We start from the raw sequence: 12,360 nt of genomic DNA, 5'->3' as shown, positions 1-12,360 counted from the left end.
GCGCCCCTCACTCGTAGCTGATCTTCACGATGTCGGTGACCGGAACCGACTGGCACGCCAGCACGATGCCCTCGGCGATGTCCTCGGAGTCGAGCACGTCGTTGTTGAGCATCTTGACCTCGCCCTCGACCAGCCGGCACGCGCACGCGCTGCACGCACCCTCCCGGCACGAGTACGGCGCGTCGAGTCCCTTCTCCAGCAACAGGTCGAGCAGCTTCGTCCGTGCGGGCCACGGAAACCGGTGCTGCTCGCCGTCCAGTTCGACCTCGACCACCGCGTCCGGCCGATCGTCGACCACCGGCACCACGTCGGAGAACGGATCGCTGGACAGCGACACGAACTTCTCGACGTGCACGACCGAAACGTCGTGCAGCGCCTTGCGGGCGGCCTCCATGAACGGCCCGGGTCCGCACACGAACGCCTCGTCGCACGACCGGACGAACGCCCGCAGTCCCGCAACGGAAGGCAGTCCCTGCACCGATTCCAGCCAATGCACGACGGTCAGTCGTTCCGGGTACGACCGCGCCAGCTCCGACAGCTCCCGTGCGAAGATCACCGAAGCCTCGTCCCGGTTGGCGTACACCAGGAACACCCGCCCGGAACCCTCGCCGAGCACGGCCCGGATGATCGACATGACCGGCGTGATCCCGCTCCCGGCCGCGAACGCCAGCAACGACCCGTCCAGCGACGAGGGCGTGAACACCCCGGCCGGCGCCAGCACGTCCAGTTCCATCCCGGCAGCAAGCGACGAGCACATCCAGTGCGACCCGTACCCGTCCGGCGTCCGTTTGACCGTGATCTTCAACGGTTCACCCGGCGCACTGGACAGCGAGTAGCACCGAGCCACGTCACCCGCCCGCACGGTCAGGAACTGGCCGGGCCGCACCGCGAAGTCCACGCCCGACAGCACGAACGAACGCGCGTCGGCGGTCTCCTCGATCACGGCGTCGACCCGCAGCCGGTGCACCTCAGCCATCGGCGACCTCCAGCGTTCCCTCGCGCACGGCCTTCTCGATGCTGTCGCGCAGCCGCAGGCAGGTGGGGACGAACGCGGACCGCGGCCCGCACAGCTCGACGCACGTGGAGGTGTCGGAGAGCCACTGCACGCTGGTGTGCTGCGGGCTGTTCTTCTTGACCAGCACCCGGTTCCCGCAGTCGCACCGGACCGGAACCATGCCGCCAACGAGGAACTCGTCGCGCTCGCTCACGTCGCCGACTCCTGACGGGCGAGATTCTCGGCGACCTCCTTCTCCCAGACCTCGATCGCCCGGCTCGTGTCGACCTCGAACTCGAAGCGCCGCACCATGTCGTCGCTGACGTCCTCCACGTCGACGTAGAACTGCTCGTACCAGCGGCGAAGCTGGTAGACCGGCCCGTCCTCCTCGCACAGCAACGGGTTGTCGACGCGCGACTTGTTCTGCCAGATCTCCACGTCCTGCAGGAACCCGACGCCGATGCCGCGCGCGAACTTGGCCGCGATCTTGTCCGCGTGGATGTCGTCCACACCGGGCAGCTTCTTCACGATCGCGCCCCACTGGAGCCTGAACGACGTCGGTGAGATCGGGTAGTGGCAGTTGATCAGCACCGTCTCGATCTCGAGGCCCTTGTAGTCGTTCCACAGGTAGTCGATCATGTACGACGGCCCGTAGTACGCGGCTTCGGAACGCACTTCCACGTCACCGGTGTAGTTCGAGCCCATCGCGACGTCCGGACGCCCGCGCGTGGTCAGGTACTGCGAGGCGACATGGCCTTCCATCACGTTCTTGAAGTACGTCGGGAACGCGAAGTGGATGTAGAAGAAGTGGGCCATGTCGACGACGTTGTCGATGATCTCGCGGCAGTTCGCGTTGTCGATCACGACCGAGTCCCAGGTCCAGTTGCTCCACTCGTCGCTGAACGCCGACTCGATGCGCGGGATCGTGATGTGCTCGGGCGGCGGGTTGCCCTGCGGGTCGTTCCACACGAAGAGCTGCTTGTTCTCTTCGAGCGTGATCCACGACCGGGTGCGCGCCCGCAGCGGAACCCGCTTGGCGTAAGGGATGTCGACGCACTTGCCGTTGCCCGCCCAGCGCCAGTCGTGGAACGGGCAGGCGATGTTGTTGCCCTTGATCGTGCCCTGGGTGAGGTCGCCGCCCATGTGCCGGCAGTACCCGTCCAGGACGTTGATCTTGCCGTCCTCCGAGGCGAACACCACGAGCTTCGTGCCGAACGCCTCCACGGGGTGGGGTTTGCCGTCGCGGAAGTGACTGGCGAGGCCGAGGCAGTGCCATCCGCGCGCGAACCTCGCTGGAGGCGCGCCGGCGTCGATCGTCCGCACGCTGTCCTGCGTCATCGCTTTCCTCCAGAGATGTCGAGGCCGGCCAGATATCCGAACGTCATCGCCGGTCCGAGAGTGGCGCCCGCGCCCGCGTAGGTGTGGCCCATGACGGACGCGCTGGTGTTGCCCGCCGCGTACAGGCCGTCGATCACCGAACCGTCCTCGCGCAGCACCCGCGCGTGGGTGTCGGTGCGCAGGCCGCCCTTGGTGCCGAGATCGCCGGGCACGATCTTGACCGCGTAGAACGGGCCGGTGGTCAGCGGCGCCAGGTTGGGGTTCGGCTTGACGCGTGGATCGCCGTAGTAGCGGTCGTACGCGCTGTCGCCGCGGTGGAAGTCCGCGTCCTTGCCTTCCACGGTCAGGGCGTTGAACCGCCACACGGTGTCCAGCAGGTGTGGCAGGCCGGCTGCCTGGGCGAGCTCTTCCAGGCTGGGCGCGGTGAGCACGGAGTCCTTCCAGCGCCGGGGGAGCGGGCGCCGCGGCGGGATGCCGCAGAACGGGTAGCGGCTGCGGTAGGTGTGGTCGAAGACGAGCCAGGTGTCGCCGGTCATCGCGTTGACCACGTCGATGTAGGGCGCCGCCTCGTTCACGAACCGGCGACCGGTCTTGTCGACCAGCACGCAGCCGGGCAGGGACCGTTCGGCGAGCAGGAAGAACGGGCCGCGCGGCAACGGGACGGACGGGCCCCACCAGGCGTCGTCCATCAACCCGACGGCCGCGCCCGCTCGTTGCCCGGCCTCGATGCCGTCGCCGGTGTTGGCCTTGGCGCCCACTGTCCACTCAGTACCGATGTCCTGGTGCTGCTTGCGCATCCGCTCGTTGTTCTCGAACCCGCCGGACGCCAGCACGACGTGGTTCGCCAGGATCAGCTTCTCGCCGACGAGAACTCCGGCGACGCGACCGTTCTCGTGGTGCAGGTCGGTCATCGCGGTGTTGAGCCTGACCTCGACGTTCAGTGCCTTCAGCCCTGCTCGCAGCCCCGCGGACAGTGCCTGGCCCATGGTCAGGCGGCGGCCCGGCAGGAACCGGCGGGCGAAGACCTTGGCGGCGGTGAGGATGCCGCGCGGGTGTCGTCCGATCAGCGTCAGCCAGCGGTAGTCGGTCTGGGTGATCACGATGCCCGCGGGCGTCGGCACGTACGGCGGTTCGAGGTTCTTGATCTCGTCGCCGAGCAACGCCGCGTTGAGCGGCAGAGGTTCGACCGACCGGCCGCGTGGTTGCCCTCCTGGCGCCTCCGGGTAGTAGTCGGAGTACTCGCGGACCCAGCGGAACTTCAGCGGCGTGTGGGCGCAGACGAACGCCAGCATGGCCGGTCCGGCGTCCAGGAACGCCTCCCGCAGTTCGGCCGGGACCTCGCTCGCGATGTGCGCGAGATAGGTGCCGGCCCGCTCCGGCGAGTCGGGCACACCGTTGGCGGCGACCACGGCGTTGTTCGGCACCCAGATACCGCCGCCCGACCGCGCGGTCGAGCCGCCGTAGTGCGCGGCCTTCTCGATGATCAGGGTCCGCAGGCCGTTTTGAGCGGTGCAGAGCGCGGCTGTCATGCCCGCCGCACCGCTGCCGACGACGATCACGTCGTACATCGCACCTCCCCGAAGCTCAGACTAGAACAGGTTATAGTTCTGAGGCGGTTTGGCGCTATGGTGTAGGAGTTCCAGGCAAGTCGACTCACCAAGAACCTGTTTCTGGAGGGTTGCGTGGAAGTCACCGCTGACGTGGTCGTCATCGGCTTCGGCGCGGCCGGCGCGTGCGCCGCCGTCGAGGCCGCGGCGGCTGGTGCGTCCGTGGTGGTGCTGGACCGGTTCGGAGGCGGTGGCGCGACCGCGTTGTCCGGCGGCGTCGTCTACGCGGGCGGTGGGACGCGGCAGCAGGTCGAGGCCGGTGTCACCGACTCGGTCGACGCGATGTTCTCCTACCTGCGGCACGAGGTCCGGGACGCGGTGTCGTCCGAGACCCTGCGGAGGTTCTGCGAGGACAGCGCCAAGATGCTGGCCTGGCTGGAGGACCAGGGCGTGCCGTTCGACGCGCGGGTGTCGCCGTTCAAGACCTCCTACCCGACCGACGACTACTACCTGTACCTGTCCGGCAGCGAGGACGCCTGGCCCGACCCGGCGCCGCGCGGGCATCGGACCAGGGCGAAAGGCACGTCGGGCAAGGCCTTCTTCACTCGTCTGGCCGAGGCGACCCGGCGCGCGGGCGTGCGGATCATGCCGCAGACCAGGGCCGTCGAGCTGGTCGTCACGGACGGCCGGGTGACCGGCGTGCGGTGCCGGACTCTCACCGGTCCTGCGCGAGCTCTGCACGGGGCGTTGTCCAAGGCGGGCGCCAAACCGTGGCTGTACTACCCGCCGTTGGGCAAGAGGCTGTTCGGGCTGGCAGCGTGGCTCGAACGGTTCGGCCGGCCGTTGATGATCAACGCCGGGCAGGGCGTGGTCATCGCGGCCGGCGGCTTCATCGCCGACCGGGCGCTGGTGCACGAGAACGCTCCGGCCTACCGCGGTGGCCTCGCGCTGGGCACGCCCGGCGACGACGGTGGCGGGATTCGGCTCGGTATCGCCGCAGGTGGCAGGACCGCGCGGATGGACAAGATCTCGGTGTGGCGGTTCATCACGCCGCCCAGCGCGTTGCAGCGCGGGGTGCTGGTCGACTCGGCCGGGCAGCGGTTCGGGGACGCGACCCGGTACGGCGCGGCCAACGGAGGTGCGATCGTCGAACGCGGCGGCAAGGCCTGGCTGCTGATCGACGACGAGATCCTCCAGGTCGCGCGGGCCCAGGTGAGGACGCAGACGGCGCCGTTCCAGCGCTGGCAGGTCCGCTACCTGCTGGGACGAGGCATGGTCACCGCGCCGACCATCGAGGAAGCCGCGGCCAAGGCGGGAATCGCGGTGCCCGAACCGTTCGGGACGCCGCCCTATTCGTTGATCAACGTGTCGGTGCGCGCGGGGTTCGGCTACCCGTGCCCGATGCTCACGCTCGGCGGGCTCGTCGTGGACGAGGACACCGGTCAGGTGCAGGGAGTCGCCGGCCTGTACGCGGCGGGCCGGTCGGCGGTCGGGGTGTGCTCGGAGTCCTACGTCAGCGGCCTCGCGCTCGCCGACTGCGTCTTCTCGGGCCGCCGTGCGGGGCAACATGTGGCGAAGGAGGCCAGGTGCTGACGATCCAGTCCAGGGAGGCGGCCGCCGAGTTGCTGCGCGCGGCGGAGCGCGACCGCGTGCCGATCAGACCGCTGGTGGAGCTGTATCCCGACATCGACGTGGTGGACGCGTACGAGATCCAGCTGCTCAACGTCCGCCACCGCAACAGGGACGTGATCGGCCACAAGGTCGGCCTGTCGTCGTTGGCGATGCAGCAGATGATGGGCGTCGACGAACCCGACTACGGCCACCTGCTCGACGACATGCAGCTGGCCGGAATCGCGGACGCGTCGGCGTACCTGTACCCGCGGGTCGAGGTGGAGATCGCGTTCCTGCTGGCCCGCGACCTGCCCGGCGAGGGCTGCACGGTCGAGGACGTCCTTGCCGCCACCGAGTTCGTCGCGCCGGCCATCGAACTGATCGACAGCCGGATCGAGAACTGGCGGATCGGCCTGCAGGACACCATCGCGGACAACGCGTCGTCGGCCGGATTCATGCTGGGCTCCGAGCGCGTGCGTCCGTCCGAACTGGACATCGGCGCCGTCGCGGCCACGTTGCGGCGCAACGGCGAGGTGGTCGCCGAAGGACGTGGTGACGCCGTGCTGGGCGATCCGGCGATCGCGGTGGCGTGGCTGGCGGCCAAGGTCGCGAGCTTCGGCGTCCGGCTGCTGGCCGGGGACATCGTGCTGCCCGGTTCGTGCACGCGCGCCATCGACGCCCGGCCGGGTGACGAGTTCCGCGCCGAGTTCGCCGGACTCGGTTCTGTCGACTTGAAGTTCGAATAGGGGTGACTGGGTGAAGGCGGCCATCGTCGGCTCCGGCAACATCGGCACCGACCTGCTCTACAAGCTCCTGCGCTCGCAGGTGCTGGAACCGCGCTGGATGGTGGGCATCGACCCGGCCAGCGAGGGACTGCGCCGCGCGGCCGATCTCGGGCTTGAGGTCTCGGTCGACGGCGCGGAGTGGTTGCTGCGTCAGGACGAGCTGCCGGACATCGTCTTCGAGGCGACGTCCGCGGCGGTGCACAGGGCCAACGCCCCGCGCTACGCCGAGGCGGGCATCCGGGCGATCGACCTGACACCGGCCGCGGTCGGGCCCTACGTCGTGCCGCCGGTGAACCTCGGTGAGCACCAGGACGCGCCCAACATCAACCTGATCACGTGCGGTGGTCAGGCGACGATTCCCATGGTGCACGCGGTTTCCCGGGTGGTTCCGGTGTCGTACGCGGAGATCGTCGCGAGCGTCGCGTCGGTTTCCGCCGGACCGGGCACGCGGGCCAACATCGACGAGTTCACCCGCACGACCAGTCGTGGCATCGAGGCGATCGGCGGCGCGGACCGCGGCAAGGCGATCATCGTGCTGAACCCGGCGGACCCGCCGATGATCATGCGCGACACGATCTTCTGCGCGATCCCCGAGGACACCGATCCCGACCCGATCACGGACTCGATCGCGCGGATGGAGACCGACATCCGTTCGTACGTACCGGGATTCCGGTTGCTGAGGGAACCGCAGTTCGACGCCGGCCGGGTGGCGATCTTCGTGGAGGTCGCGGGTGCGGGCGACTTCCTGCCCGAGTACGCCGGGAACCTCGACATCATGACGGCCGCCGCGACCAAGGTGGGGGAGGAGATCGCTCGTGCAGCAGCGTCTGAGTCTGCGGTTGACCGACACGTCACTGCGTGACGGCTCGCATCACAAGCGGCACCAGTTCACGGTCGACGACGTCCGCTCGATCGTGGCGGCACTCGACGGCGCCGGGGTGCCGGTGATCGAGGTGACGCACGGCGACGGGCTGGGCGGGTCGTCGTTCAACTACGGCTTCAGCCACACACCCGAGCAGGAACTGATCAAGGTCGCGGTCGAGACGGCCCAGCGGGCCAGGATCGCGGTGCTGATGCTGCCGGGCGTCGGGGTGAAGGACGACATCCTGGTGTCGCAGGACAACGGCGCCTCGATCGTCCGGATCGCCACGCACTGCACCGAGGCCGACGTGTCCGTGCAGCACTTTCAGCTGGCTCGCGAACGTGGGCTGGAGACCGTCGGGTTTCTCATGATGGCTCACTCGCAGCCGCCGGAGGCGTTGGCGAAGCAGGCTCGCATCATGGCCGATGCCGGTTGCCAGTGCGTCTACGTGGTCGACTCGGCCGGTGCTTTGGTGCTGGAGCAGGTCTCCGAGCGGGTCGAGGCGCTGGTCGCCGAGTTGGGTTCCGACGCCCAAGTCGGCTTTCACGGGCACGAGAACCTTGGTCTGAGCGTCGCGAACTCCGTCGCCGCGGCACGTGCCGGAGCCGTGCAGATCGACGGCAGCGTGCGCGGATTCGGGGCAGGCGCGGGAAACACGCCTCTGGAGGCGTTCGTCGGCGTCTGCGACAAGCTGGGGTTCGAGACCGGAGTCGACTTCTTCAAGATCGTGGACGCGGCCGAGGACGTCGTCCGGCCCGTCATGCCCGAGGAGTGCCTGCTCGACCGGATGGCGCTGATGATGGGCTACGCGGGCGTCTACTCCAGCTTCCTCAAACACGCGTACACGCAGGCCGAACGCTATGGCGTGTCCGGCGCGCAGATCCTCGTCCGCGCGGGCGAACGCAAGCTCGTGGGTGGGCAAGAGGATCAGCTGATCGACATCGCACTGGAGCTGAGCAGGGAGAAAGTCCGATGAGCGAGGAAATCCTCGGCAAGGTGCGGGAACTGCTGCCGGCGCTCGCCGAACGCGCGGCCGAGGCGGAGGAACTGCGCAAGGTGCCGCCGGAGTCGGTGAAGGCGTTGCAGGAGACCGGGTTCTTCCGGATGCTCCAGCCCGTGCGGTACGGCGGGTTCGAGTCGCATCCGCTCGACTTCTACACCGCGGTCAGGATGATCGGCAGCGCCTGTGGATCTACGGGCTGGGTCGCGTCCGTGCTGGGCGTGCACCCGTGGCACGTCGGGCTGTTCGACGTGCAGGCGCAGGAAGAGGTGTTCGGCGAGGACCAGGACACCCGGATCTCCTCCTCCTACGCGCCGACAGGCCGTGCGACGGCGGTGGAGGGCGGGTTCCGGTTCAGCGGCAAGTGGAGCTTCTCGTCCGGCTGCGACCACGCGACGTGGGTGCTGCTCGGCGGCCTCGTGATGAACGACGAGGGCAAGCCGATCGACTTCCGGACGTTCCTGCTGCCGATCGCCGACTACACGATCAACGACGTGTGGGACACGGTCGGCCTGCGTGGCACCGGTAGCAACGACATCGTGGTGAACGACGTGTTCGTGCCGGAGTACCGGGCGCTGAGCATGTCGCACACCGCGCGGTGCAAGTGCCCTGGCCAGGAGGTCAATCCCGGCCCGCTGTTCCGCATGCCGTACGGGACGATCCACCCGTACGCGATCACCGCGCCGATGATCGGCATGGCGACCGGCGCGTACGACCTGCACGTCACCGCGACCCGTGAGCGCGTCCGGGCCGCCTACCTGGGCGAGAAGTCGGTCGACGACCCGTTCGCCCAGGTGCGGATCGCCACGGCGGCCAGCGACATCGACACCGCGTGGTGGCAGCTGGAGAAGGACATCAACGACGAGTGGGAACACGCCGTCGCCGGCACGAAGATCCCGATCGAGATGCGGCTGCGGGCGCGCCGGGACCAGGTGCTGGGCAGTGCGCGGGCGATCTCCGCGATCGACCGGCTCTTCGAGAGCGCGGGCGGCAAGGCGATCAACGCCGGCCTGCCGTTGCCCCGGTTCTGGCGCGACGCGCACGCCGCACGGGTGCACGCGGCCAACGACCCGGAGCGCGTCCTCGTGCTGTACGGCAAGAACGAGCTCGGCATCCAGGTCCGCGACGGCTTGTTCTGAGGGGGCGTTGATGAGCGTGCGGTTGCACTACCACGAAGCCGGTACCGACAACGCCGAGACGCTGGTCCTGCTGCACGGCGGCGGGCCCGGCGCGTCGGCGATGAGCAACTTCCGCGCGAACATCCCGGTGTTCGCGAATTCGTTCCGCGTGCTGGCGGTCGACATGCCGGGCTACGGCCAGTCGGACAAACCCGCCGAGCACGACCAGTACTTCTCCTTCGCCTCCAGGGCTTTGAAGGATCTCCTGGACTCGCTGGAGATCGAGCGGGCGCACATCCTGGGCAACTCGCTCGGTGGCGGCACGGCTGTCAGGTTCGCTCTGGACAACGGGAAACGCGCTGGGCGGCTCGTGTTGATGGGCCCGGGCGGGTTGTCGTTGAACGTCTTCTCGCCTGATCCGACGGAGGGTGTGCGCAAGCTCAGCGCGTTCGCTCGCACACCCACGCGGGAGAAGATCGAGGAGTTCCTGCGGATCATGGTGTTCGACCAGTCGCTGATCACCGACGAGCTGATCGACGAACGGTTCGAGGCGGCGCGTCAGCCGGAGTCGTTGCGCGCCATGGCCGCGCTCGGCAAGTCGTTCTCCGGCCCCGACTTCGAGCAGGGCATGCTCTGGCGGGAGGCGTACAGGTTGCGCCAGCGGGTTCTGCTGGTGTGGGGCCGCGAGGACCGGGTGAACCCGCTGGACGGCGCGTTGCTGGCGACGAAGCTGATCCCGCGCGTGCAACTGCACGTGTTCGGCGGGTGCGGGCACTGGGCGCAGCTGGAGAAGTTCGACGAGTTCAACCGGCTCGCTCTCGACTTTCTGACGGAGGCGTGATGGGCATCCGCTCGCTGGCGTATCTCCGGATCGAGGCCACCGACATGAACCGGTGGCGCGAGTTCGGGTTGAAGGTCCTCGGCATGGTCGAGGGCAAAGGTTCGACCGAGGGCGCTCTTTATCTGCGGATGGACGACTTTCCGGCGCGTCTGGTGATCGTGCCCGGCGAGGCAGACCGGTTGCAGGCTTCCGGCTGGGAGGCCGCCACCGACGCCGAGGTCGAAGAGGTCGCGAAACGCCTGGCCTCGGCCGGCGTCGCGTACGTCGAGGGATCGGCCGAGGATCTGGCGGAGCGACGGGTCAACGGGCTGATCAGGTTCGAGGACCCGTCCGGGAACGTGTTGGAGGTGTTCCACGGCGCGGCTCTGGAACACCGGCGGGTCGTGTCGCCGTACGGGCATCGGTTCGTGACCGAGGAGCAGGGCCTCGGGCACGTCGTGCTGTCCACTTCGGACGACGAGGCCGCGCTGCACTTCTACCGCGACGTGCTGGGCTTCCGGCTGCGCGACTCGATGCGCCTGCCACCGCAGTTCGTCGGCAGGCCCGCCGACGGACCGCCCGCGTGGCTGCGGTTCTTCGGCTGCAACCCGCGCCACCACAGCCTGGCGTTCCTGCCGATGCCGACGCCGAGCGGGATCGTGCACCTGATGGTCGAGGTCGAGAACACCGACGACGTGGGTCTGACGCTGGACCGGGCTCAGCGCCGCAAGGTGCCGATGTCGGCGACCTTGGGCAGGCACGTCAACGACCTGATGTTGTCGTTCTACATGAAGACGCCCGGTGGGTTCGACGTCGAGTTCGGTTGCGAGGGACGGCAGGTCGACGATGAGGACTGGATCGCACGCGAGAGCACGGCGGTGAGCCTGTGGGGACACGACTTCAGCGTTGGCCACCAGAAGTAATGCAGTCAGAAATAACCGCCCGCTACCGTTCCGTCCTCGGTCACTTCTGCACCGGGGTGACCGTGGTGACCGGTATGTCCTCCGACGGCCCGGTCGGGTTCGCCTGTCAGGCGTTCGCCGCGTTGTCGCTGGACCCGCCGCTGGTGGTGTTCTGTCCACAACGGACTTCGCGCAGCTGGGCGGCGATGGCGGCCTCCGGCTCGTTCTGCGTGAACGTGCTGGCGGAGGACCAGCGCGAGGTGTCGACCGTGTTCGGGAAGGCCGGCACGGACAAGTTCTCCGCCGTGTCGTGGACGCCGTCGGCGACCGGTGCTCCGGTGCTCGACGGCGCCCTGACGTGGGTGGACTGCCAGGTGTCGGTGGTGTACGACGCCGGCGACCACCACATGGTCGTCGGCTCGGTCGTGGAGCTCGGTCCGGTGCGCGAGGCGCAGCCGCTGCTGTTCTACCGCGGCCGCTACGCCTCACACGCCGAACTGGACACGCGCGGGTGGTCCGGCGAGGTCCTCGACAACCTGCTGACGTGGCAGCGCCAGTCAGAGTGGAGTTGATGCGGTGACCTGCCAGACCGCCGCCGGAATCCGCACCTCGTCCCCGTGCACGAAGCCGTCGAACGCACCCCGGACATCGCTCATGATCCGGGGACGTTCGGACTCCTCGGCCTCCTTGAGCGCACGGGAGATCGGGCCGAGGTTGCTCAGGTACGGGACCAGCAGCTCCTCGGGCATCGTGCGGATCTCGTCCACCGGGCGGATGTCGACCCCGCTCCAGCCGGCGTCCTCGAGGATCTTGCGCGTCCTGCCGGGGTCGGCGAAGGCGAACGGACCTGGCCCGTCCGGGTCCGGCGCCGGCGCGTCGGGCAGCAACGGGGCGGCGGCCTTGGTCGCCGCGCCCATGAACGGGTTCTCGTCCGGCGTGCGCCACGTGATGAAGCAGAGCTCGCCGCCCGGCGACGCGGCGCGCAGCAGGTTGCGGAAGGCGGCGGTCGGGTCGTCGAAGAACATGACCCCGAACCGGCTCACGATCAGGTCGAAGCTGGTGTCGAACGCGTGCACCTGTGCGTCGGCCAGGAGGTACTGCGCTGTTCCGTGCTCGCGTGCGGCGGCGAGCATCGTCTCGGAGATGTCGACGCCCACGCAGGCCGCCCCGGTGGCCTCGGTGATCGCCCTCGTGACGCCGCCCGTGCCGCACCCGACGTCGAGAACCCGTTCGCGTGGCCGTTCGAGCGCGGTCTGCACGAGCAGGTCCTGGAACGGGCGGAGCATCATGTCCACGATGTCCTGCACGTTCGCCCAGCCCTGCCCCGCGGCGTTCCACCAGGCGGCCTGCTCGCTGTTCACGTCTGCTGTCATGCTCCTACCG

General features: G+C 68.7%; 13 protein-coding genes. 8 read left to right on the top strand and 5 right to left on the bottom strand.

Annotated features, from left to right (window positions below):
• Positions 1-7: 7 nt before the first annotated feature.
• From BM417_RS08260 to BM417_RS08245, 4 genes are read right to left on the bottom strand one after another with little or no spacing between them, the layout of a single operon-like run.
• The gene (locus tag BM417_RS08260) at positions 8-976 is read right to left on the bottom strand and encodes a ferredoxin--NADP reductase (protein ID WP_093589510.1); all 969 of its coding nucleotides are present in this window, start codon (positions 974-976) and stop codon (positions 8-10) included.
• Positions 969-1,208 carry a hypothetical protein gene (locus BM417_RS08255; protein ID WP_245821775.1) on the bottom strand — a complete coding sequence of 80 codons (240 nt, stop codon included), beginning with the start codon at positions 1,206-1,208 and terminating at the stop codon, positions 969-971. The genes BM417_RS08260 and BM417_RS08255 overlap by 8 nt, the downstream gene beginning before the upstream one ends.
• Positions 1,205-2,332, bottom strand: coding sequence for a Rieske 2Fe-2S domain-containing protein (locus BM417_RS08250; protein WP_093589507.1), 1,128 nt, complete (start codon positions 2,330-2,332; stop codon positions 1,205-1,207). The genes BM417_RS08255 and BM417_RS08250 overlap by 4 nt, the downstream gene beginning before the upstream one ends.
• A complete protein-coding gene (locus BM417_RS08245) occupies positions 2,329-3,900 on the bottom strand; it encodes an FAD-dependent oxidoreductase (RefSeq protein WP_093589504.1) in 1,572 nt (523 codons plus the stop codon). The genes BM417_RS08250 and BM417_RS08245 overlap by 4 nt, the downstream gene beginning before the upstream one ends.
• A gap of 114 nt (positions 3,901-4,014) precedes the next feature.
• Between BM417_RS08245 and BM417_RS08240 the strand changes: the two genes are divergently transcribed.
• The 8 genes from BM417_RS08240 to hsaB are packed head-to-tail and all read left to right on the top strand — an operon-like array spanning position 4,015 to position 11,549.
• A complete protein-coding gene (locus tag BM417_RS08240) occupies positions 4,015-5,472 on the top strand; it encodes an FAD-binding protein (protein ID WP_093589501.1) in 1,458 nt (485 codons plus the stop codon).
• Positions 5,466-6,236: a 2-keto-4-pentenoate hydratase gene (locus tag BM417_RS08235; protein ID WP_093589499.1), complete on the top strand. Its 771-nt coding sequence runs from the start codon at positions 5,466-5,468 to the stop codon at positions 6,234-6,236. Before BM417_RS08240 ends, BM417_RS08235 begins: the two co-directional genes overlap by 7 nt.
• A 10-nt stretch (positions 6,237-6,246) precedes the next feature.
• Positions 6,247-7,137: an acetaldehyde dehydrogenase (acetylating) gene (locus BM417_RS08230; protein ID WP_093589496.1), complete on the top strand. Its 891-nt coding sequence runs from the start codon at positions 6,247-6,249 to the stop codon at positions 7,135-7,137.
• Positions 7,091-8,113: a 4-hydroxy-2-oxovalerate aldolase gene (gene dmpG, locus BM417_RS08225; protein ID WP_093589493.1), complete on the top strand. Its 1,023-nt coding sequence runs from the start codon at positions 7,091-7,093 to the stop codon at positions 8,111-8,113. The genes BM417_RS08230 and dmpG overlap by 47 nt, the downstream gene beginning before the upstream one ends.
• A complete protein-coding gene (gene hsaA / locus BM417_RS08220; protein ID WP_093589490.1) occupies positions 8,110-9,276 on the top strand; it encodes a 3-hydroxy-9,10-secoandrosta-1,3,5(10)-triene-9,17-dione monooxygenase oxygenase subunit in 1,167 nt (388 codons plus the stop codon). Before dmpG ends, hsaA begins: the two co-directional genes overlap by 4 nt.
• A gap of 10 nt (positions 9,277-9,286) precedes the next feature.
• Entirely contained in the window at positions 9,287-10,096 is an 810-nt protein-coding gene (gene hsaD / locus BM417_RS08215; protein ID WP_093589487.1) for a 4,5:9,10-diseco-3-hydroxy-5,9,17-trioxoandrosta-1(10),2-diene-4-oate hydrolase, read from the top strand.
• Entirely contained in the window at positions 10,096-10,998 is a 903-nt protein-coding gene (hsaC, locus tag BM417_RS08210) for an iron-dependent extradiol dioxygenase HsaC (protein ID WP_093589484.1), read from the top strand. Before hsaD ends, hsaC begins: the two co-directional genes overlap by 1 nt.
• On the top strand, positions 10,998-11,549 hold the full coding sequence (gene hsaB, locus BM417_RS08205) for a 3-hydroxy-9,10-secoandrosta-1,3,5(10)-triene-9,17-dione monooxygenase reductase subunit (RefSeq protein ID WP_093589481.1): 552 nt from the start codon (positions 10,998-11,000) through the stop codon (positions 11,547-11,549). Before hsaC ends, hsaB begins: the two co-directional genes overlap by 1 nt.
• On the opposite strand, the gene BM417_RS08200 is transcribed toward hsaB, so the two are convergent.
• Positions 11,535-12,350 carry a class I SAM-dependent methyltransferase gene (locus tag BM417_RS08200; RefSeq protein WP_093589478.1) on the bottom strand — a complete coding sequence of 272 codons (816 nt, stop codon included), beginning with the start codon at positions 12,348-12,350 and terminating at the stop codon, positions 11,535-11,537. The genes hsaB and BM417_RS08200 overlap by 15 nt on opposite strands.
• Between the last annotated feature and the right edge of the window lie 10 nt (positions 12,351-12,360).

Source organism: Lentzea waywayandensis, assembly GCF_900115955.1.
GTDB lineage: Bacteria > Actinomycetota > Actinomycetes > Mycobacteriales > Pseudonocardiaceae > Lentzea > Lentzea waywayandensis.
The sequence above is the reverse complement of the archived record's forward strand: the minus strand, read 5'-3'. Positions and strand labels throughout refer to the sequence as shown.